A 24,122-nucleotide genomic window follows, 5' to 3' on the forward strand; every position below is an offset into this window, starting at 1 on the left:
CGTACTGGTTTATTAATATTTATAGATTTCGTCTATATTGATCTGGCAGGTAAACGTATGGTTGCCACTGCCTACTACCTCCGGTTTATGGCTTTCATAAATCGCTCTTCCGGGAAGATAGATATTCGCCGTACTGTTTACCGGTACATGTACATGAAGTGTGAATGTACTTCCCGAAAGTTCCCAGTCCACCCGCACCTCTCCGTTAGGAGTTATGGTAGATGCCTTTACATAAGTCAAATCACCTACTGGTTTCGGACAAATATCTATCTCCTTAAATCCTCCTTTTTCACCTTTTCCCGAAGATATTCCGGCTAACGAATTAAAGAACCATTCATCTATTTGTCCCATCATGAAATGATTCCACGACGAACCTTGTCGGGGGTCCCACTGCTCGGTCAACGTTGTAGCACCAAACTTTAGTTGGAAACCATAGCCGGGAGTTTCGTCATGATTGAACATTTTATATACTAACTCGTTAAAACCAGACTGCGCTAATGTCTGTATAAGATAGCGATTACCTACATCACCGGTAGTCAGGCGATAACCATGTTTCTCAATATCTTTAATTAAGTTCTGAAATGCCCGAATATGCAAACGCGTATCCCAATCATATATTCCGAAACTTCCTTCAGTTTGCGTCATCCGCAGGAAAAGAGGTAGCGCCTGGCTACATTGACTACCCGTTCCATATATTCCTTTCTCATAATCCAGAAACTTATGGTTAAAAGCTTTTATGATTTTCGGAAGTAACTGACTATAATACCTCACATCAAACTCATTGTTCACCTTATGCGCTGCCCGGATAAGAAACTTTACACTCATATAATAGTGAGCTGTAGCTACAAGCGGAACAGGTGTATTCCGGGAAAATCCGGCTTTGAAATCACCATAATCATACCAATCGCCTAAGCCAAAAGATACAATATGGTTATCCGACCGAAGAGTCAGATAATCTACATATGCACGCATCTGTTGATAGTATTTCTTTATCAGCGAATCGTCTCCATAGAATTCTTCATACATGGCAGGAAGAACAATCAGTGCACATCCCCACTCCGGAGACTCAGCAAAGTCAATCAGACTTGGTTCATGGAAAACAACATATTGTGGGGCAATACTCGGCATAGCACCATTAGGCATCTGGGCATCAGCCATATCCTGCATTATTTTAGGGATAAAGCTCTTCAGATTATAATTATAGAGCAAACCGGGACCGTTTAAATGCGTTTGCTCCAACCAGCCAAGTTTCTCCCGGTGTGGGCAATCGGTAAATACAGCCTGCATATTGCTTCGTACGGCTTTTTCTATCAGCCGATGAGTAGCATTAAATAGTGCGTTAGAAGTTTCGAAGGTTGAAACTTTAGGCGCTGAATTGTAAATAAAGCAAGAGTTAATCTTTTTCAACACCGGAAGTCTCGACGGATTCTTCTCACCTTGCAACACAGCCCCTTCTACTTGTATATAACGGAAACCATAATAAGTAAAGCGCGGATGCCAGGTTTCTTCTCCATCTCCTTTCAAGGTATATTCATAAAAATGCTGACGTCCGGTCTGGCGCTGGTTTACGGCACCTTCATCTGTCAGGGCTTCGCCTACAAGCAACGTTACTTTTTGCCCTTTCTTTCCACGTACGGTAATCTCCGGGAAGCCGGCAAGATTCTGCCCCATATCCAGAACGAAAGCAGAAGGATCAACAGTTCTTTTAGTCGATACGGTAGCAGAAGTAATCTGTTCGGGAGTTAATTTGGTGATTTTCTGAATATCATAACGCTCCATAATCTTAACCGGCGGGGCTTGTTGCGGGCGCAATACGCCTTTCGGACCTTCCTGAATAACTACAGGTAACCATCCGGCATCATTAAAGCCGGGGCTGTCCCATCCTTTTTGTTCAAGTCGGGCATCGTAGCTTTCGCCACCATACATACAGTTAAAAGTTATCGGACTTAATGTATACTTCCAGTCGGAGTCAGAGTTTACCACTTCGCTAGTTCCATCCGTATAATTAATCTGTAGCTTGAATTGAAGTGTTGGAGGACCAAAACTGATTTTCAGTTTAACATACCGACCACCTTGTACGTTATAGAATCCATTTCCAAGAATAACACCTATTGCATTCTCTCCTTTTCGCAGATGGTCTGTTACATCATACACATTATAATAAACCGTTTTATCAAAATCGCTCCATAATGGAGTGAATTCTCCATCTCCTACTTTTTTCCCATTCAGGGACAACTCATAGTTTCCCAAGCCGCAAATGTAAGCGGTGGCCTCGGCTATTTCTTTGGAAGCTTTAAAAGACTTACGAAGATTGATACTCTTTCCGGAAAGTGTATCAACAGCCTCCCAAAGGGCTTTGACTTCGGGTTTCTTCAAGTCCGTGCCATGAAATTTCCGTCCTTCGGGAATATTTGCATCTTTGTGGGTTATAGCTCCAATCCACTTTTCTTCGTTAAACTCCCAGGATGTTACAAAACGAAAACGAGCGTCTTTGCTCCATTCAGAAGGGGTGTCTTTTTCATCCCAGACCCGTACACGCCAGGCATAGGTATAGTGGCTGGAGTGAGCAAGTATCTTAGCTTCCTGGGTGGAGATCAAATGATTTTGAGAAGAGGTGACTTTTCCGGAGTTCCATACGGCACGTTTCGTATGTAGCTCATACATTTCTACTTCGTAAGCTGTCTGGTAGGTTCCATTTTCCTCGGATTGCATGGTCCAGCTTAAACGCGGATTTGCCTCTACGAGAGCTAAGCCGTCTTGCATCTCGGTAGTGAGGTGGTCTATTTTAATGCCTCCGGCTTGTAATTGGAGGGATAAACAGGCTAGAAGGAGTATAGTAATGGTTTTATTCATAATTGTAGGGTTATGATAATGATTTACTGTAGGGGCGGTTCGCGAACCGCCCGAAAATGGTTTACTGTGTATTCTGGGCATTGGGCGGTTCGCGAACCGCCCCTACAGTAAATCACTCCTTTCCAATCCGTTTCTCGCAAACAATACGAGTCAACGTATTAGCATGTCCCACTTCCTTGCCATCAACAAAGATACGTAAACCTTTACCACGGTGATAACGTGTACCATCCTTATCCCACAGAATAGTAATATTATGTCCATGATAAGAAACATTATCCAGACAGAACCAATCCCATTTATCTTCGGGAATCAACGGATTTACTTCAAGGGTATTATCGAAACGAGGACGAAGACCAACTAAACCAGTGATTATTAAATCATTGAATGTGGAATGATTATAGTAACGTGAACGTTCTTGATCACCTTTCAGCCAATATCCGGTAACTTCGTCCAGATATTCACCGATGTAGGGACGACCGCGGTGGTATTGCGACTCAACGTATAATTCCATTTGGCGGAAATAAACACTGTCGGTCAATACGGTCTGAGGGTACAGGTTCATAAAGTTAGCCATTGCAGTCAATGTTTGTGAAGAAGCAAAAGGCCAGATCGCTCCATCCCATTCACACTTCCCTACTCCACGGGTACGGAATTCGGGGTGACGGCGTTCGGCAGTGGTTAAACCATAGGGTGCCGAGAAACCACCTTCGTCTGTGATTTGCTTCCAGGCTGCATCGTATTTGTGGGTATCGGGCAAGTTGAAATACCAAGGAATATATCCGATAGCTTCACGGGCATTTGCCAAAGAATCGGTACGTCTGGTTTCAAAGAAATCGCGGGGAGCATTCCACAATTGCTCTTGTATGATTTGTTTTAACGTATCGGCTTTCATACTGTAAACCATAGCCATTCTTTCATCGCCGGATAAAAGTCCGATGTTATATAAAGCTTTTGCATTGCCATACATATAACTGTTTATCGTAGGGCGGGCATATTTCTTGCGACGACCGCCACTGATGGACTCTTCCATACCATCTTGTACATCGCCTTGCCAATAGAGTCCATTGGGTAAACGGTGAGTACTCTCCCAGCGTTTGTATTCCTCTTCCAGATCGTTCTTCATATCAAATAGGAAATCTTTGTTACCATCTACCATATATCGGTTCAACATGGCGTCGATATTCCATGAGCTGAAGTTCATCATCTTCGCCATTGGTTTTCCTTCGTTGCCACGATACCAGGTACGAATAATCTGATCCAGATAATCGCGATTGCGCAACCAACGACTCTCGTAGATATGATGGCCAATGGCACATGCAATCAGATTGTATTTATCTGCATAAGAGCGATTCACCAGAAACTCGGTCATACCATATCCCACCGGAGTTTCTTTAATATGCTTACGCAAGCTCCACCAACGGTAGTAATACATCTCTTCGAAGTTCTTCTGCGGACATTCGAATAATGGGATATTCTGCTCCATCCAGGCGGACGATTCCGAATTGGGAATGGCCTGCACGATGTTTTCGTCTTCCATACCGTTGAAGTAATCGGCATAGTGACTGAAATCGGCATATTTCAATACGGCGGCAGTAGCATCTTTATCGGCCGAAGAGGTGTTGAAGTTTGTGATACGGTACCAGCTTTCAGGGTCCTGATCTCCGGCTCTTTCCAGATCATAGTCAGGATCGGTAGGAGTTTCGGGTGTAGGGAAATCGCGTGGTGCGCCGGTACGAAGCAAGACACGTTCGATGGAGTGAACCGGTGCGTAAAGCATACGCAGTCCCACTCGTTTGCCATCTACAAACACGGTGATGTTACGGTTTTCCAGGGAGATAACGGCTTCTACGTGGTAGGTTTTACCTGGTTCGTAATCCATCATCTTTGAATCGCGATAGCCGTATTTAGCGCGAAGCGTACCATCGGCAGCGAATTCCAGGCGCGAACAGGCGATGCTGTTTTCGTCTACAAATTCGATTTGCAGGGTGCCTTTATCATTTTGCCCGGCTACGATGTCGAAAGATACGGTCAGGTCGCGGCTGGCAGGTATTTTACGTTCTACTTTAGCATAATCAAAAGGATCTTTATCGCGCAGGGTAAGCCACTGCTTTCCATTTACGTTGTCTAATGAAACAGGTGCCCAGAGCGGAGAGTAAATATTCCAATCGATCATATCGGCCAGTGACCTGTAGGAAGAGAAATCATCATTGGCATGTGCCGAGGCGTTCAACCGAACAGGAACGGGAACACGGGCTACCCACATGTCTTCTTTATTTACGCTATACGTGAGCCACATATTATTGTCCGGAGGGGTTCCATTGCCTTCCTGAATACCGCGTACATATTGCGGACCGTAAGATTTGTAGTTACCGCCATAACGCATGGAGGTGATTTCGCCATGTATCAGGTTAAGCGTGGTGTATTCCAGTCCGTCGTTACTGAGGGAAATAGCCAACGGCCAACGAAATTCGGAGGGGTTGTAAACTGTAGCGTAGTTCCCGTCACTCAGGCGTTGTCCCCAGATTTTAGCGTTGCTGTTAACGAATCCTTTGGCACGCAGTACAGGCTCTTCCCATGTGCGTCCGTCATCGGCACTGATTGAGGTCAGAGCGTGTTTCCACAGCGAAGCTTTTCTGCCATCGGGCAGGGTATAGTAGCAGAATGCTTTATAATCTTTATGCAGGGGAATCAGCGGATCGTTGCGGTCGGCTTCTTCTACCCATTGCATCATGTAAAGGGGATTGGCCATGATTTCCCGGCAAGCCTTGATCAACTCTTTGTCTTTGCTTTGGGTATAATAAGGATAAATGGCATCTTTCGGATTCATGCCGTGGTTGAAGTAGATGAAATGAATGGGACCGTAAGTACCGTCTGTTTTAATCTCGCGGATTACACGACCAATACCGTTTCCATCATTCGGGGAGTCCTTCTTGTCATACGCAACGCCGTAGGCGGCCATGGTATAGAGGCGTCCGGATTTGGAAACATAAAAGCCCACGCGTTGGTGCATGATGGCGATCAGGTCTTTTGCTTTGTCGTCGCGTCCGGGTTTGGTGAAACCATCGGGGACTTTATAAGGTGGGAAGATGATATCCGGGTTGGTCCAGGTATATCCGTCTTTGGAGGTCATTAACAGGGTTTGGGATGGCGGAACATGCTCGTCGGCTACATCGGAAAGGTATTGCATATAGAATGTGCCGTTCCAATAGGCCAACATGGATTGGTGGTTGTAGGTCCATCCGCCACCGTTGGAAGCGTCGGGATGTTGGCGGTTTGCCCGCATGGTTTGTATATTGTGTACACCTACAACGGGCGACAGTTGTCCGTCATGATAGCGGGGGTTGGATAGTTCGGTACCTGTATAGTGTATTCTGTCTTGTGCAAAAGTAGTACTCAAGCTTAGAGTAGCTACAGCAACAAGGCAGAGTAATAAATGTCTTTTCATTGTCTATGTTATTTTTTCAATAATTTATCAACTACAGAAGCCGGAGCTTTAAAGATCGTTCCATGTTTATGTAGTTTAGGAATAGATATGTTTTGGGTAGCATCTGTAAAGGTAATAAAATCCTTTGTTTTCACAGCACCGTATATCTTTTCGCGGTATGCATCGAAGTAAATCCAGTATTCATCGCCCAGTTTTACAACGGCAGGACCTTCGATAAAAGTATCGGTAAACGCATCGGATGCCGCAGAGTATGGTCCGGTTGGAGAGTCGGAGAATGCGACTTTCAAGTTGCGGTTGGGACGGGTATTGTCTTTGTGAACCAGCACATAATCATTCTTGTCGCGTTTAACGATTACGGCGTCTATCACGCTAAATCCCGGATCGTAGAAGAGTTTTGTTTCCGAGATTGTTTTAAAGTCTTTTGTGGTTATATAATATAATCTGTGGTTATTGTTTTCATCTTCTACCCCCCTCTCGAAGCGACCGGGAATGCAGGACGCCCATACTACGATAAATTCATCTTTTTCATCGTCATAATAAATTTCGGGTGCCCAGGTGTTGATCGTGGTGGGTTCGTTTTGCATGACGGGGATGAATTGTTGCTCGGACCAGTGGATGAGGTCTTTGGTGTTGGCGTAGCCAAAGCCCAGGTCGCCATTCCAGCTAGAGGTCCAAACCAGGTGATAGGTTCCGTCGGGTTTGCGCACCATCGAAGGATCTCTCATTACTTTATGTTTTCCTATTTCGGGTTTTAACCATATGCCCGGAATGCTATCCCAATGCATACCATCTTCACTGTATAGAAGGCGAAGCCCGGCATCGGCAGGCTCATGGAAGGATGTAAACACGTAATATTCCTTTTTGGCTGTATCACACGACATTAGAATAAGCAAAAAAAGAATCCCCAGTAGATTTATTGTTTTCTTCATATCTAGTTATATTAATACATAATAGACAGACGGGGGAAGGTGGAGGTTGTACTCAGTAGCTAGAAGCTAGCTTCTAACTTCTAGCTACTGAGTATTAACTATTTTTTCTTTTTCGCTTCGATCCTTTTGTACCACTCTTCTCTTTCTTTAGTCAGGTCGTAACCTCTTTTAGAAAGGTAATTGTTGATGCGGCCTTTGTATTTGCCGAATGCTTCGTGTTTCTTATTTGAGTTTTCGGCATCCATTGCAAATTCGCGGGCTTCTACCAACCAGGCGTAGATCAGTGCTTTTTCTTCTTTTGTCAATGAAGGGATCATTTCAAGTGTCGCCGTATAGGTTACGCCAACAACACCATACGTCATACCATCTTTTACGGCCTCTATTTGTTTCTCGTCAAGATAGAGAGACAGAGCAGCGGGGAAAGCAAAATGCGAACGGTACAAGGCTGCGTCTTTTTCATTTTCGGCAGTTTTTAATGCATCGTTCTTTGCATCGCCCTGCAAGGTTTCTTTAGCCTGCTTTGCTTTGGCATCGCGTATTTCGTAAATGTCATTTAGTTCAAAATAGCGATTGGCTATAATGTTACGCACGTTTTCGGCATCTTTCGGGTTTTTAACGCCCAGCTTGTCGACGATCTTCTGAGAACGTCCAATGATAGATTCAACATACGCAGGATCGCGACCGTCTTTATTCAGTTCAACCGCATCGGCAGCAAGAAAGCTGATTGAAAGCAGGAGGAATAGTAAACTTAATTTTTTCATCATAGAATGTTTGTTCTTTATTTATATATGCACCTATACAAGGTGTTTTTGGAGAGAAAAGAGTATCATATCTCACACACATGGGGAAAGTATCCTCATTATCAACATAATACGCAATGAGATTTCCGGCTCAAAGTCACACGCTAGTGTCACAAATCACACAGGCAACCGCAAGGCGACTTCTTTTCTATAAGTTCCGAGGATGAATTCAAATGGAATTCTCTGCAAATACTGATTTCTCTGGTGTGAAAAGACCCGGGTGTTTTACTACAAAAGACCCGGGTCTTCCGCCCCAATACACCCGGGTGTACTTGATGAAAAGACCCGGGTGTATTGAAACTCGTGCAAGTAGATTGTTACATCAATCCACCTTTCTTGGCAAGCGTATCGTGGTTGTTCTTCAAGTCCGTCCAATCGGTTTTCTTCTTGGTGCTGATACCGTTGATGTACTTTTCGATGTTTGTATATCCATCGCCGGTACAATCTTTATTGGCATCCGAAGGATCGTTAGGATTCAAGCCGTTTGCTTTTTCCCATGCATCGGGCATACCATCGCCGTCGGTATCTACATAAGGTGTTCCGTTGTATTCGGGGTAACCACCTACTTGTGAGATATCGGTAATGATACCTTTCTTATAAGAATCGGCCGGCAGACGACGATGTTGGAATTGGTAGAAAGAGTTAGGATCAAGTCCCTCTACGTAATAAGGTTTGCCGGTTTCTACTTCTTTCAGTACACGTTCGTCAACGATGTCGCGTTTAGGGAGGGTAGCTCCTACGTTCTTTATTACATATTTATAGGCTTCTTTGGCGTTCATTACAGTAAGATGAGGCATCGGGAAGGGTTCATTCCACTTCATATTATCGGTGTACTGACCTGTGTTTGGAAGACCTTCAACCTGTACGCCACCGGCCCAGTTATCTTTCGTAACCACGTCATTGCCTTCAACAATATTGCCATTACAGTACACGCGGCCATATACTTTGTAACCGAGTTTGCTACGGCCCGATTCGGGTTTTACCAAACGGTGGCCGATGGGAGCATTCGTGTTCGTTAACGGACCGGGTTTGTAGTAGTTGTTTATAATGTTGTATAGTGCGGTATAATCTCCTCCATCTACCGAACGGTGTACCCAGTTGTACAGTACGTTGTTCACGAAGTTAAATACGCCATTCCAGCCGATAGACGGGTTACGTCCGCCATTGCTGGCCCAAAGGTTGCGCATAAACGAACAGTTTTCGCCACCAAGCGTACTTCCGAAAGCATGGTTGTATGTATCCAGTGCCTGAGAAGATATGGTGTTTTGAATGGTTACGTTTACGGTAGGGAGTTTCTGTTCTTTGTTTCCATCGCCCGGATCGAACATGTGGCGGTAGAAAGAGATGTTTTCATCCAATCCCCAGCTTGTAGAACAGTGGTCGATCATAATATTTCCCACAGGATTTCCACCGAATGAGTCGTCGCGACGCCCTACGTTGGTTTCGCCGCGGCGGAAACGCATATGGCGCACTACAACGTCGTGTGTATTTACCCAGAAGGATTCGCCGGCAATACAAACGCCATCGCCCGGAGCTGTTTGTCCGGCAATAGTGATATATGGAGCGCGTACAATGATCGGGGTTTCGAGTTTAATGATACCGGCTACGTTGAATACAACGATACGGGCACCCCCGGTTTCGCAGGCTTCACGGAAAGAACCGGGACCACGGTCGTTCAGGTTGGTTACGGTAACCACTTTACCGCCACGACCGCCAATGCTGTACATACCCCCACCCTCTGCACCGGGGAAAGCGGGTATCTTGGCTTGGGGCAGATCTGTGGGACGTGCTGCCCAGGGGATATATGGACGGCCTTCTTTAGCCTCCTGCTCAATAATCGGCAAGGCTTTTTGCCATGCTTCTTCGGAACGACGATATTCTTCGTCCATCTTTGCTTTTACTGCTGCCTTTACTTCGGGCGGCTCTTTGGGGTACTGCGCCTTTAGCACAGAAAAAGGAATAGTCAAAGTAATGGCTAAAACTCCTAGAAATACTTTCTTTCTCATAATTAACTATTTGGTTTCAAATATAATATTTCTTAGACGAAGGAGGAATTGGTTTGTAATCATAATAAGTGTGAAATGGACAATTTATATCTATACCAAGAGATGTTTTATGAAAGATTAACGGAAAACGGTATTTCTATATGCAAGGGAATATGATAAAAGAAACTCTCTACGACTGCATATGTGCAATCGCAGAGAGTAAGTAGAAAACCTCAATAGAGATTTATATAACAAAATGATTATTCAGCCAATGGGTCGAATGTACCAAGAGCACCACCGTTATTAGTGTCTTCCCATCCAATGGTTTGTTCTCCTTCCTTATAGTTACCCATCGCACTATCATTAAAACCAATCAGATAATATTTCGGACGGAAGTTTATATACAAGTCAACTTTATCCTTAGTACGAGCATCACCGATTTTTCTCTTGCGTACAAAATTGTCCGTGTAGAACTCTTTCAGCGTCTCAAGCTGAGTATTCAGATCATCTTTCCGATAGTCTATCGCTGCCGGGCGCTCTACTCCAGCCTTTTCAAGCGGATCGGAACCAAAAGTAGTACCACCTACGTCGTATTTATCTGCCAGACGGTATTCTATTTTATCGCGACGTTGTCCGTTCAGTGGTTTGAATCCTAAATAGGTACAGGTATTTCCACCCCATCCGGTCAGGCTCCAAGTGCTCGGGGCACCTTGTACGGTTCCGGTTCCACCATCATACAACATCCAGCGGCGCAGGTCATCGAAACGTTTACCTTCGTAAGCCAACTCAATCTGACGTTCATAGATGATTGCCGACATACATGCTGCCGCGTCAGCGGTCAGGTTAGCCTGCAAACCGTAATTGTTACTAGCAGTATAACCAGCACGAGCACGGATCTTTTGCAATTGCTGAACTGCTTCTGAAAGATGTCCGGCACCGCAAGCTGCTTCAGCGTAGTTCAACAATACCTCAGCATAACGGATTTCCATGTAAGGAGCAGCCGACAAAGCAAACGCTTTAGTTGCTTCGCCCGGTTCATATTTATACAGTTTACTACTCATTACATCGTAGTCGTCCGAACGTTTGCGCACATAGATAGTTCTTTTGTTAGTGAGTAGATTATCCGCAGCATAAGAAGTTCCTTCCGGATCATCATTTTCATTCTTATCTGTGTACCAAACATAATTCCACAGCTCATAATCTTTTCCTCCGTTATACGACGGATTATTTGCATTAGCTTTCGTTGGATCTCCATCATATGCCCAGCGAACACCAGGGAATGCAAAGGTACGATAGAAACGTGGGTCACGATTCGTAAACGGAAAATCTACATCATATGTATGGCTAGAAGCTTCCAGATTCGTGTATGTAGCACTCGTTGCCGGACGTTTACCATCCACCATCGGGAACATATCCACTATCATATCAGTAGCCTCGTAAGACCCTTGACCCAGGGAGTTTCTCGGACGGATATTACTTTCCCATGGGTTATTTTTCTTCTCGTCATCACCTGTAGATGTGTTACATAGTGAAACAAACACGGCTTCCGAGTTAGGATAAATAGTAGAGAACATAGCTGCAAAGTCAGAAGCGTTCACACTATTACCCTGGGTAAATAAGTCATACCCACATGCATTAAGTACCGATATCGAAGCTTTTATTGTTTCATATGCAGACTCCCAACGTTTTACATCATTCGCTCTATTGAAAATCGGACTTGCCCAAAGCAACAACACTCTGCCCTTCAATGCAAGTGCCGTACCAGAAGTTACACGTCCCCAATCGTTACCTGTCCAAGCACCGGTTGCCGCCAACATTTCTGCTGCCTGATCCAAATCGTCACACATAAACTCAATACAAGCTTTTGTTGAAGAACGTGGAACGGCTGTCGTTTCTACCGGCTCCAATATTTCAGTTACAATAGGTATACCACCGTACCATTTTACAATGTTGTAATAACACCATGCACGAAGAAAATAAGCCTGTCCCAACAGTTCATCTTTCTCTTCTTTAGATAGTGTTCCGCCATTAATTCCATGAATAACATCATTGATATCACGGATACGCCCATACACATTTACTGCATTTTTCATCTGATAGTGAAAATAGCTAGGTACCCTATTATCATCGCCTCCCGATAAAGCAGTAAGTTCCTTTGTAGGATCTACAAACAGACTGAATCCGGTATACTCTTCAGTTGATTGTGATTGCACATCCGGACGACCAGTACAAGGGTTATTCCAAGCCGCATCGGCATTAGTGTCGGGCAATGTCTTCGCGTAGAGACTTCTTATGCGCCCGTCTGCTCCGGAGTAGTAGTTATAAACTTCAACATTCGTGCTGTCGTAGTTTTTCTTTTCCTCCAGAAAGCTATCGCTGCAAGAGGCAAAAGCCACGCTTGCCACTAAGGCAAGGCTGAATAATTTGATATTCTTTTTCATTGTTTACTTTCTTTAGAATGTTACATTTACACCAAGGGTGAATGTTCTCAGCGTAGGGTAGCTACCGTAGCTGCACATCGGATCCATGAAGTTGTCAGGATACGGATTATAGAGACTCAACAGATTCTGCCCTGTAAGATTGAAACGACAGCTTTGAATACCAATAAGGTTGGTGTATTTCTTTGGTATGGCATATGCCAGTGTCAAACGGCTCAAACGTACACGTGTACCGCTTACCCTCCAGAAAGTCGAAGTTGCACTATTGACGCTCGCATAATTTAAGTTCGGATATTTAGCATTACGGTTGGCATTCATCAACAAATTGCCCGAACCATCGTAGATATCTTCATAAACAAACATATCATCAGGATTCCAGAACGAAGGCATATTGGTAAACTCAATACCATCGCCCGTTTTCAATGCTGCAGAAGGGACCATACTGTAACCGCCCCAGTTTGCGCTAAGTTGTGCTGTAAGCGAAATACCTTTCCACTCTGCACTCATATTGGTAGTAAAACCATAAGGATTTGAACGGTTCGACAGGCGTACCTGATCGTCAGTTTGACTTACAACACCATCGGGCCCGCCATATGTGCCATCGGCCTGTTTTGTTGATCCGCGCACGTCCTTGTAAATCAACATACCCGGACGTACCTGGTCTTTATTCATCCCCATATATGAAGTAATATTGTATTTTGCGAAATACTCTTCAATATCCTGGAACGAACGGAACATACCAATACACTGCATACCCCAGGTACCTATATCCGAGCGATTACCTTCTCTGATCTGGCGATAATCCTGATTTGTATTCCAGTCCATATTAAGCACTTTGTTGTCAGAGTATCCGGTATTGATACCTATTTTGTATTTAAAGTCTTTACCTATTTTATCTCTCCATGTTGCTGAGAGTTCAACACCATAACTATCCATCTCCCCTAAGTTCACATATGCCGATTCTGTACCTACAACCGTCGATACAGCTTGTGATAACTGCATCAACATCTCGCGATTCCATACATAGTATGCATCAAGATTAAACGACAAGCGATTGTTCAACGTATTGAAATCAACACCAAAGTTTGCTTTGTACGACTTGTCCCAATGTACATCACGGTTAAGTGCTGCATTATTGTTATTCATTGTAATCTGACTGGTAGCATCGGTATCTATTCCAAACACGGGACCCTTACCCTTTGATGTACTATACGTCTGCAACCACTGCCAAGCTGTTGTATTATCACGACCAGTAAGACCGAATGATCCGCGCACTTTCAGGTAATCAACCCACGTTGCTTTCTTCATCCACTCTTCTTGCGAAATAACCCAACCGGCAGAAACAGAGGGGAAGGTTCCCCAATAATTCTGAGGAGCAAATTTTGTAGAAGAGTCTGAACGCAACAAGAATTCCAATAAATATCTGTCATGGTACGAGTAATTAACACGACCAATGTAAGACAATGTACCCGATTCACTACGGGTAAACGTAGTCGTTTGCTCAGAATCAGCACCTACCATGTTCGACTGCCCGGAAGTAAGTTCTGTTGGATGTGTAACCTGTCCGATAAGATACTCCATTTCTGCTTCCGACTTTTCGATAGCGAACATGGCACTCACGTTGTGCAAACCAAAGGTACGTGCATAAGATGCCGTGAAGTTAACCTGATAGTTATCGGTACGGTACATACTACGCGACAGGTAAGATGGAGAACCATTCGACAGCTGCATTGGAATAAAATTGCTTTCTTGAATAAACGGATCATAATCTTGTCCGGCAACCGGTGTATAGAGGTGTGCTCCACTACCGGTGCGGTTTTCCATTTGATAAAGCGTATAATCCGAAGCATACTGATTGCTCTTATCGTTATTGATACTCTTCGAGTACGACAGTTTCAGGTTCAATCCTTTCAAATACTTACTCCAACCAAAGTCATATTCAACACTACCGTTGATATTCATATTAGAAGTCATATTACGACTATAGTCACCATTGTCTTGCAACACTGCATAGGAATAATTCTGATTTGCGTTTTTCTGTGTATTGCTGACACCATAAGCCGGAATAGCATAACCATTTACCTCTTCGGGCATATAGTACGGACGGGTAAGCAGCAGATTGTAATCCTTCTCATTGCTTGTACCACCCACTTTTACATTCGGTTTGTTTTTCTTGCCGTAGTCACCAGACACACCCAAGTTCACTTTAAACCATTTGCTGATCTTCACATCAACACCTGCACGGTAGTTCCAACGGTTATAATCCAGTTTACCTAAGTTACCTTCCTGGTCAAAATAAGAAACACCGGCATAATAATTGGCTCTTTCTGTTGCACCACCCAAATTAACACTATGCTTCTGTGTAATACCAGTTTCCCAATACTTATCAAGCAGGTCGTAATTCAAACCTTTCATCGCTTGCAACTCATCGGCCTGGAAGAGGCCGGTAGTAAGATTGAGCGATGTATTTGTTGGGTCGGCAGCAGTTATCGCATTGTATAAACGACCGTAGTCATATGCATTCAACATTTTAGGACGTGAAACCTCGTCAGTAAAACCAAACGAACCACTATACGACACTTGTGGAGCACCAATCTTTCCTTTTTTCGTTGTTACCAAGATAACACCGTTCGCAGCACGTGCACCATAAACAGCAGCAGCAGCATCTTTCAATACCGAAATACTTTCGATGGACGATGCATCGAGGTTGTTGAATGCTGTAGAGCCCAGATTTTCCGTTACATTACCTACTTTAACATCGTTCGGATAGATATATCCGTCAATTACATAAAGCGGTTCTTGTGCTGTACTTCCCACTTCGGCAAGTGAACTTGTATCACGAATATAGATACGCGCATTCTCACCCGGACGGGATTGACCACCACTAACGCTCAAACCATTAACCATACCGCTCAGTGCTGAAGATAGGTTACCGGTAGCAAGATCCTGAATATCATCCATTGGTACAGTAGAAATCGCACCGGTAAGATGCGCCTTTTTCTGTGTACCGTAACCTACTACCACTACTTCGTCAAGCAACATCGCATCTTCTTTCAATACGATTTTCGTTTGCTTAAGATCTGTAATCTTTTGCGGTGCATAGCCCACGAAAGATATTTCTACCGTTGCTCCTTTAGGTACCAACAACGAGAAGCGTCCATCAAGGTCGGTAATAATACCGGTTGACGTTCCAACCACCTTTACGCTTGCACCAATTATAGGTTCTGACGCCTCGTCCAGGACAATACCACTGAAAGTTTGACTTTCCTGGGCGTATGCCGATAACGACATCATGAAAGCCAGAAGGATGCTCAAACTAAATTTAAATATATTATTATATTTCATTGTTATAGCATTAAAATTATTCATCTGATTATTCGTACCAACGTGGGTCACCTGCTTTATTACCTACAGCCACAGAGCCACGAGGAGTGAAGTTTACTCCACCATTTTCTTTAGTCAAATCAAACTCAACATCGAAAGGACCAACAAATTCAGGATCTTCATATGTAGCAAGAGGATTCCCGTTACTATCTGTACGGCTGGTATCATTACCTGTCGGACTAGCCGAAACACTAAATATAGTATTACCGATTGTAGTTCTTACAGTATTTGTTTGCACAGCCTGATACAAGCGATACACATCATAGAGAATATTATAACTAATATTTGTAGAAATCGTATTTGCATTTGGCAGATTGTTACCAAAATCTTTATTAGACATCACACGACTGAAAGTATTGTATTCAATAGTAAAAATAGCCGACTTGTCGCTATTTCCAAATATTTTTTGTGGCTGAGCATTACTTGCATTACTATAGCGTATGAAATAAGCCGCATCATTTGTAACCAAATTATAGAATGTATTATTCGTAATTGTCAGATTTTTAATTAAACCATTACTTGCTCCTTGAAGATGAATAGTTGAATTAGAACTTGAGTTATTCATTTGAACGATACAATCCATTATAGTAAAATAACGTATACTCCAATTCTTTTTATTTCCATACAAAAGGCTATTATTCAGATTCTTGAAATTACATTCCTGAATAGTTACTGGATCATTAATCACAAAACCATCTTGATTTGCACCATCCGCTTTATAGCCTAATGATGCTGTAGAAATGGTTGACGAAGGATTCTCGCTTAAACTTAAAAAACCAATTTTAGTAGCTGCTGTACAATCAAAGTTGATCCATTTTAATTGCAACCCTGCTTGTGTAATAATACCACCATCTTTACCGAGAACTACCGTCGGACGGTTTATTTTATCTCCACGAAGAGTAACTACACCCAAATCAAAATCAACATCACCCGATATGGTATAATTACCATTGGCCACTAACTCATACGCAACCTCTTCACCCGTATCTTCAAAGTTGGCAAAATAGGTTGTTAAGTCAGTACCATCAGGAATAAGAGTAGCGGGAAGTAATGTTGTCCAAGACAACTCTGACGCAGCAACTGCATCTTTATTGTTCAATTCAACGTTTCCTAATGCTTTAATAAGCGCCATGTATCTGGTATCGTCCTGATACTCACGAATAGCCGAACAACCATCAACAAATTCATTTTCTTCACCAACCAATACTGGATTGTCTGGATCGTCAACAATATAAAATGAAACGGTGTAACCACCAGCGCCAATCACGACAGGCCATTCGATTTTTACATTCGTCGTACCAGCAAGTTTGGTAAAGGTTACCGCACTTGGGTCCGGCGATTCCAATGTTACTCCTGTTACTCCACCGGAGAAATGTTCATTGTCGTCGAATCCTTCTTTACATGAAGTCACACCTATCAGAAAAAGACACAAACAGAAAGAAAGAATCCCCTTCCCTATTTGTGTATTCCCCCATAAGAATAAATAATTCTTCTTCATAGATCAAATTTTTAATTAAACAAAATAAATATAGTTTTCTCTTTATGTTAGCTTAGAACAAAATCCTTAATCGCAAAAGAATTCATGCTAAATCACATTTCATTTTCTACATTAAGTCTAAATACCAATAAAAGAGCCTATTATTAGCCTCTTTTTTAAATGGTTCACTAAACGTTCGTTTAAAAAACGATATAAATAATGGTATTTGCTTAATATGGATACAAATATATTTTTCTTGTAAAAAGTACAAGAAGTATTAGACTTATAAACAACTAACAAAGACAAATTAGAAATACATTTCATTTACATCTATTTTAATCTTCTAACACCCCAGGGATGTATTTTATTATAAGACGGACTGAATTCTTATCTGTAATCACCTAACATTAAAAAAAAATAATAATGCAAAAAAAGCAAGTATTATATCCTAGGAAAACAGAATTGTAGGTGTAAAAAACATAAAAAGCCTAAAAAAGCATCATATCCCTTTTCTTTCCATATAAAAAAACGACGACTCTTTATAAAAGTAACAACCACAATAACCCGCTTCTATTTTATTGAAAATATAATTTACAATTATATGATTCAAAATGCACAAGTGCGATTTTTATCTATTCTATGATTTATATGTATTATATCTAATTAGCAATAGAATACTTTACTTTTTATAGTCGTCATTATTTCTGTTTTTTAAACGAACGTTTATTAATCACTATTTGCAACTATAATTACAAATCAACGACTCTAAATAAACATCTCACATGCAAATTCCAAACAAAACCAACATAAAGAGAAAACTATATTTATTTTGTTTAATTAAAAATTTGATCTATGAAGAATTATTCATTCTTATGGAAAAGAACGCAAGCTGGGAAATGGGCTAAAGCCTTCTGTTTGTGTTTTTTTCTGGTAGGTACATCAACGTATGCTCTGGCCGTACCAGAAGCAAATACTGTTCAGGCTGTCCAGCAAAACAGAGCAGTAAAAGGTACGGTAGTTGATGAAACCGGAGAACCAATCATTGGTGCAAATGTAAAAGTAGTAGGCACCACCGTTGGCTCTATTACTGATCTGGATGGTCAATTCAACCTATCTGTTCCAACTAATGGTAAAATTGAAATTTCGTTTATTGGTTATGCTACCCAAGTGGTAACCGTACCGGCAAACGGAGTAGTAAAAGTAATTATGGCCGAAGATTCCAAGCTATTGGAAGAAGTCGTAATCGTTGGTTATGGAGCACAACGCGTCAAAGACCTGACCGGTGCAGCTTCTGTTGTTAAGATGGATGAGATTGCAGATCTTCCGGGTGCATCTATCGTAGATGCATTGGCCGGACAAGTTGTAGGGTTAAACGTATCACAGAGTAATGGTCGCCCAGGTTCAACCGGTACATTCACTGTGCGTTCTCCGGCTCCAAAGCTTACAGGTGCTGTAGAATTCGGACCGCTGATCGTTATTGATGATGTTGTACAGGTAGACGCATTGGGTAATCCGGATATGACAACATTTAATATGCTGGACCATTCCGAGATTGAGAGCATGACTGTATTGAAAGACGCTTCGGCAGCTGTTTACGGTTCACGTGCTTCTAATGGGGTTATCCTGGTGAAAACGAAACGCGGACAAGTAGGAGCTCCAAAGATCACTTACTCGGGTAAATTAGATTTTGCGGATGCTGTAAGCCACATGAAAACCATGAGTGCTTATGAAACCGGAGTATTTACTAACCGGATGTTTCGCCAGGTAAAAGCCAATGGCGGTACAGACTATACAAATTATAGTTACTCGGATGCTGAATTAGAAGCCATGAAAGGGTTAAACTATAATTGGCTGGATAAAGCATGGGACTCATCTTTATCACATCGCCACTCACTAACTGTTAGCGGAGGTGCCGACAAAGTAACTTTCTTTGCCGGACTTACGTATCAGAAGCAAGAAACAAACCTGGGTAGTGTGCAGGATTATGACAAATGGACATTCCGTGCAGGTGGTGAAATGAAGGTTGCTTCCGGATTGAAACTATCAGCTTCTATTGCCGGATATAACAATGAAAAAGTATCGGCAAAAGAACAAGCTAAATTTACTTCCGGACCATGGGGTAATCAACCTGCATCACAAGACTATGCTATTCTTCGCCACATGCCGAAGTATATTCCTATTTCGGTAGACGTGGAGCAAGAAAACGGAACGATGAAGAACTTCTATACTTCGCCATGGTTAGGACCCCATTCGGTAAATACAAGTAACAATAATAATGTTAGCACCAATTATCCGATATGGAACTTCTTCGCCAACGAAGCATCTAAGGCTAGAAAAGAAGAAGAAGAAAATGGTTACAATGCAAACTTCTCATTGATCTATGATGTACCTTTTGTAAAAGGGCTTTCAATGAAAGCAACTTATGCATTAAGCTATACAAACAGCCTGTTGCATGATGTAGGTGATTATTACACATTGGCACGTGCCACCAATACCAATACAGATGGTAATCATCTTATCAATCCGAATACGACATATGATTATATCTCATATGGTAGGAGTTCGAACATTGATAATCAACCCAGAGTTAACTACAAGAAGCCTACACGTAAGAGTGAGCAAATGAACTTCATGATTACCTACGATGGTTCTTTTGGTGAGCATGATATATCGGCTACCGCCGTGGTAGAACGCGGAGAAGCCAGCGGTAATGGTCTTGAACTGTTGTATAAAGGCCCATGGGATTCATATAATGGCGTGAGTAGTTCTGCCGGAATAATAAGCACCGGAGGTACTGACAACCAATTTACACGATCAGAAAGTGGAACTTTATCCTATATCGGACGTGTGAACTACAAATACAGTAATCGTTACCTGGCACAATTCCTGATCCGTTCGGATGCATCGACCAAGTTTGCTCCTGAGAATTATTGGGGTACATTCCCAACAGGGTCATTGGGTTGGGTAGCTTCGGAAGAAAAGTTCTTCAAGAACAGCAAGATATCAAAATACGTAGATTATTTTAAAATACGTGCCAGTTTAGGTAAAACGGGTAAAGACAATGTAGCTGCATGGTCTTGGATGCCGGCATTCGACGTTAGCACTACATCAGGGCTTGGCTTTGGTTCTCTTGACGGACAGCCTACTTTCGGTGCAGTATTCAAAAACAATGGAGTATTTAACCGTAACATTAAGTGGGATACCACCATTAAACAGAACTACGGTATTGATGTCAACTTGCTTGATAACCGTCTGAGCCTTTCTGTTGATTACTTCTATGATAAGACCAAGGATTTGTTGATGCAGGTAACAGCCGATGCTGAAAATGACCCGGTTTACCGCGGAGCAGGAGTACCGATGATCAATTATGGTAAATCAGATGCTTGGGGTTGGGAGTTCTCGGTTAAATGGACTGATAAGATTAATCAATCTCTGTTGCCTTCATGGGGAGCCATCAGATATGGAATAGGAATGGACTATTCGATCTCCTGGAATAAACTTGTATTGGGTGAGGAATGGGTGTTCGATTATCCTGCTGAAATGGATGAAGCCATGCGTACCGGACACAAAGGTCCTGACCACGAATGGGGATTCAGAACGTGGAAACACACAAGCAAAGGTGATGGTATGTTGCGTACACAAGACGATATTGACAAATACTGGCAATACCTGACCGATCTGGCAACTGCTGCCGGTACAAATCCTAATTACCTGGGAGTTACCAGTAAAGATAACATGCGTCTCGGTATGCTAGCTTATGAAGATGTTCACGGAGATATCGATGTAGCTAACCAAACCATTGCCGGACCGAATGGTGTCATATCTGCCGATCACGGCGAAGATTATATAAAACTAGCCAACGACCGTCGTCACAACATCAATACCAAGCTAAGTGCACAATGGGGCAACCTGTCATTTGGCGCACAAATATCAACCTCTTGGGGCGGATATAGTGCAATCAACGATGCTTCGACCTACCAGTCTATAGGTACGGGCAATGACAATATGATCTGGGCACAATATGCTTATGTAACTGATATGTTCGACCCGGAAGATAATCCAAACGGTAAATATCCGAGTATGGCGGTATCTAATGCATGGAACAGACGCTCTGATTTCTGGAAAGTGAGCACGTTCCGCATGTACGTGCGCAATATGACATTGGCTTATGCGCTTCCCAAGGAGCTGACTCAGAAAATCAATATTGATAAAATGCAGTTCACCCTTACGGGGAATAACCTATGGGATTTCTACAATCCATACCCAAAGAAGTTCCGCAATATGTATGATAGCTCGAAGAGCGGATATCCAACACTACGGACATGGACATTGGGTGTAAACCTGACTTTCTAAGTTCAGATATATCACAAACGATATAAATTAAATGAAAATGAAAAATAAAATAGCTACAATATTATTAGCAGGGGTAGCCGTTATGGTTACTCACACATCCTGTAGCGATCAGTTCTTGCAGGATAAACGAGACTACAGTGTATTTGCACCTGCCGATATCTTTAGTGATCCCAATCAGGCAAATGCAGCATTTGCCAGGGTGTATGCCGACCTTATCGGAAGATATAACTCTCCGCTTTGTGGTGCGGATGTTTTAATGAGACAAGCTCAAAACCCCAACATGGGTGGTCAGTTCAGTTATTTCTCCGATGAATACGGATTCGGTAATCCTGGTTCTACAGGAAAACAGGGCTATTACTCGGGCCAATACTCAAAACAGGTAAAAGCAGGTAACCACATGGGAAATCCTGTATACTGGAACGACCCACGCACCGGTGGAACTAACTATAATAACGTAGGTCGCTATACGTTATATCCACACGTATATATGATCAATAATTACATTGCCCAGATTGATCAGTATGGTCCTGATTATCCACAAGAAGATCCTTTATTCTGGGATAAGCTCAAAGGTCAGGCCATATTCCTGCGTGCATGGCTGTATTTTGATGCCATTCGTTTATTAGGTGGTGTGCCCTGGTATAGCACCGGTATGGATGACCTGCCCGAACTGACAGATAAATCTGACCGTCAGGACATAGCTTATTGCATCGACAAGATTTGTACCGACTTCGAACAGGCAGCTACTTTACTGCCCGACAAATGGGGAAGCAATGATATGGGACGTTTCACTTCTGTGGCCGCCAAAGCCATGATCAGCCGTGTACGCCTATATGCTGCCAGTCCGATTTTCAATGCAAGCTGGGACAACACCGGTAGTACCCGTTGGCAAGCAGCGCTCGATGCCGGTTTAGCCGCCGAAACTGCTGCAAACGCTGCCGGATATGGCACAAGCGTAAATGATATCAATACCTGGGACCAGGCTTTCTATACGTATGCTGCCGGAGCATTCAATCCTGAAGCAATTATACTTATCCCTAAAAATGGAAACAGTAACTTCGATTCCAAGTATTCCAACTCATGGGAAGCTTTGATTCGTCCGCAGGTGATAGACGGAAGCGGTGCCGGTATCCCGGCTCCAAAGCAGATGATTGATGCTTTCCCGTTGGCTAACGGTAAACGGGCAGTAGACCTGAATGGAACTCCGGTTAACGGATACGACCCCGAGAAGTTCTATCGTAATCGTGACCCACGTTTCTATCGCAGTCTGGCATTCTCGGGATGCGAGTGGACTACAGGTAGTGCAAACACCCGCATTTGGCTGTATGCTTACAAATATGGTTCACAATATCGCTACACCGACGGTACAACCGGCGATGGTGGTGCAATGAAGAAAAGTAAAGCGATTGTTTGGAAAATGAGTAATCCGAATGTAGCCAAAGGATCGGAAACTTATGCAGGTACCGACATTATGGAATATCGCTATGCGGAAATCCTGTTGAATATTGCCGAAGCTTATGCTGCCAAAGGTGATGTAAGTAACTGTATGAACTACCTGAAAAAGATTCGCGCAAGAGTAGGTATACCTTCTGCCGACAATTACGGACTGGGTGCTGCGTTTGCTAATAAGTATGCTGCTATCGAAGCGTGTTTACATGAACGTCGTATCGAATTTGCCTACGAAGGTAAACGTCCCTGGGATTTACGCCGTTGGTTGCTGTTTGATGGCGGAGCCGGATTCGACCCGGGTATTGCCGGAGCTAATGGTGATGGATTATATGATCCTAACCTGGCATGGGGACAGGGCTGGAGAATTTACGATGGTAATGATGGCAGACCGAATTATACCAAAACAGATAATGTAGTGACCAAACTGGGGTATTCTTTCCCATTGAATGGTTACAAGCATACGGGTGAGGTTTGGGGATATCAGTTAAATACTGCTCAGGCAGAAGAGGCTGACCCATTGGAAGGCAATCAGGCCAGAAAAGATGTTCCTGCCATTACCCGTAATATGAGTGATGCTGATCGTAACGCGGCTTTCGACAAACTAGATGCATTCTATGCCAGCGTGGGCATGGTTACCGAAGATCCGGTTGGTGGAACAATGGGCTTCAAATACGGAATGGACTCTGGTTCGGGTAATGCCGACCGCGATTATCTGTTCTCGTTCCGCGGCTGGTATTATGTCTATCCATTGCACTATGACTTCTATGACCCTGCCAAAGGAAATGATTGGTTGAAACAGAATGCCGGATGGATGTATGCAAATGCAAACGGTAACGCAACCGATACTTCAATTCAGAATGGTGACTATTACTATTGTCTGCCGGAATAATTGATTCGTAATCAAAACTAAAAGAAAAAGACTATCTTCGCTGTGAAGATAGTCTTTTTTATTATATATATATAGGTAAGGGCGCTCCTGAGAGGGGTATGATAAACATTAAATTTTTGC

Annotated in this window: 10 protein-coding genes; 2 read left to right on the forward strand and 8 right to left on the reverse strand. The window is 42.9% G+C overall.

What is annotated here, in order from left to right; translation table 11 throughout:
• Positions 1-12: 12 nt before the first annotated feature.
• The 8 genes from D0T87_RS14840 to D0T87_RS14875 all read right to left on the reverse strand — a co-directional run bounded on the left by D0T87_RS14840 (position 13) and on the right by D0T87_RS14875 (position 17,332).
• The gene (locus D0T87_RS14840; RefSeq protein ID WP_203558695.1) at positions 13-2,853 is read right to left on the reverse strand and encodes an alpha-L-rhamnosidase; all 2,841 of its coding nucleotides are present in this window, start codon (positions 2,851-2,853) and stop codon (positions 13-15) included.
• Between the two features lie 112 nt (positions 2,854-2,965).
• A complete protein-coding gene (locus tag D0T87_RS14845) occupies positions 2,966-6,298 on the reverse strand; it encodes a glycosyl hydrolase family 65 protein (RefSeq protein WP_163175927.1) in 3,333 nt (1,110 codons plus the stop codon).
• Positions 6,299-6,306: 8 nt separating this feature from the next.
• Positions 6,307-7,227, reverse strand: a complete 921-nt coding sequence (locus tag D0T87_RS14850; RefSeq protein WP_163175928.1) for a glycoside hydrolase family 43 protein — start codon at positions 7,225-7,227, stop codon at positions 6,307-6,309.
• Between the two features lie 98 nt (positions 7,228-7,325).
• Positions 7,326-7,988 carry a DUF3826 domain-containing protein gene (locus D0T87_RS14855; protein WP_163176011.1) on the reverse strand — a complete coding sequence of 221 codons (663 nt, stop codon included), beginning with the start codon at positions 7,986-7,988 and terminating at the stop codon, positions 7,326-7,328.
• A gap of 356 nt (positions 7,989-8,344) precedes the next feature.
• Positions 8,345-10,033: a polysaccharide lyase gene (locus tag D0T87_RS14860; protein WP_163175929.1), complete on the reverse strand. Its 1,689-nt coding sequence runs from the start codon at positions 10,031-10,033 to the stop codon at positions 8,345-8,347.
• Between the two features lie 239 nt (positions 10,034-10,272).
• A complete protein-coding gene (locus D0T87_RS14865) occupies positions 10,273-12,453 on the reverse strand; it encodes a RagB/SusD family nutrient uptake outer membrane protein (RefSeq protein ID WP_163175930.1) in 2,181 nt (726 codons plus the stop codon).
• Positions 12,454-12,465: 12 nt separating this feature from the next.
• Positions 12,466-15,795 carry a TonB-dependent receptor gene (locus tag D0T87_RS14870; RefSeq protein WP_163175931.1) on the reverse strand — a complete coding sequence of 1,110 codons (3,330 nt, stop codon included), beginning with the start codon at positions 15,793-15,795 and terminating at the stop codon, positions 12,466-12,468.
• 28 nt (positions 15,796-15,823) lie between these two features.
• The gene (locus D0T87_RS14875; protein ID WP_163175932.1) at positions 15,824-17,332 is read right to left on the reverse strand and encodes a DUF4992 family lipoprotein; all 1,509 of its coding nucleotides are present in this window, start codon (positions 17,330-17,332) and stop codon (positions 15,824-15,826) included.
• Between the two features lie 831 nt (positions 17,333-18,163).
• Here D0T87_RS14875 and D0T87_RS14880 point away from each other — a divergent pair.
• Together D0T87_RS14880 and D0T87_RS14885 are read left to right on the forward strand one after the other, a co-directional pair.
• Complete coding sequence (locus D0T87_RS14880; protein WP_163175933.1) at positions 18,164-21,664, forward strand: SusC/RagA family TonB-linked outer membrane protein; 3,501 nt, start codon at positions 18,164-18,166, stop codon at positions 21,662-21,664.
• A 37-nt stretch (positions 21,665-21,701) separates the two neighbouring features.
• The gene (locus D0T87_RS14885) at positions 21,702-24,002 is read left to right on the forward strand and encodes a RagB/SusD family nutrient uptake outer membrane protein (protein WP_163175934.1); all 2,301 of its coding nucleotides are present in this window, start codon (positions 21,702-21,704) and stop codon (positions 24,000-24,002) included.
• Positions 24,003-24,122: the final 120 nt, after the last annotated feature.

Source organism: Bacteroides sp. 51 (genome assembly GCF_010500965.1).
Classification (GTDB): Bacteria; Bacteroidota; Bacteroidia; order Bacteroidales; family Bacteroidaceae; genus Bacteroides.

Excerpts from the sequence above, each read along its gene's own strand:
- D0T87_RS14840 (WP_203558695.1), bottom strand. The coding sequence starts at position 2,853 with ATGAATAAAACCATTACTATACTCCTTCTAGCCTGTTTATCCCTCCAA.
- D0T87_RS14845 (WP_163175927.1), bottom strand. The coding sequence starts at position 6,298 with ATGAAAAGACATTTATTACTCTGCCTTGTTGCTGTAGCTACTCTAAGC.
- D0T87_RS14850 (WP_163175928.1), bottom strand. The coding sequence starts at position 7,227 with ATGAAGAAAACAATAAATCTACTGGGGATTCTTTTTTTGCTTATTCTA.
- D0T87_RS14855 (WP_163176011.1), bottom strand. The coding sequence starts at position 7,988 with ATGAAAAAATTAAGTTTACTATTCCTCCTGCTTTCAATCAGCTTTCTT.
- D0T87_RS14860 (WP_163175929.1), bottom strand. The coding sequence starts at position 10,033 with ATGAGAAAGAAAGTATTTCTAGGAGTTTTAGCCATTACTTTGACTATT.
- D0T87_RS14865 (WP_163175930.1), bottom strand. The coding sequence starts at position 12,453 with ATGAAAAAGAATATCAAATTATTCAGCCTTGCCTTAGTGGCAAGCGTG.
- D0T87_RS14870 (WP_163175931.1), bottom strand. The coding sequence starts at position 15,795 with ATGAAATATAATAATATATTTAAATTTAGTTTGAGCATCCTTCTGGCT.
- D0T87_RS14875 (WP_163175932.1), bottom strand. The coding sequence starts at position 17,332 with ATGAAGAAGAATTATTTATTCTTATGGGGGAATACACAAATAGGGAAG.
- D0T87_RS14880 (WP_163175933.1), top strand. The coding sequence starts at position 18,164 with ATGAAGAATTATTCATTCTTATGGAAAAGAACGCAAGCTGGGAAATGG.
- D0T87_RS14885 (WP_163175934.1), top strand. The coding sequence starts at position 21,702 with ATGAAAAATAAAATAGCTACAATATTATTAGCAGGGGTAGCCGTTATG.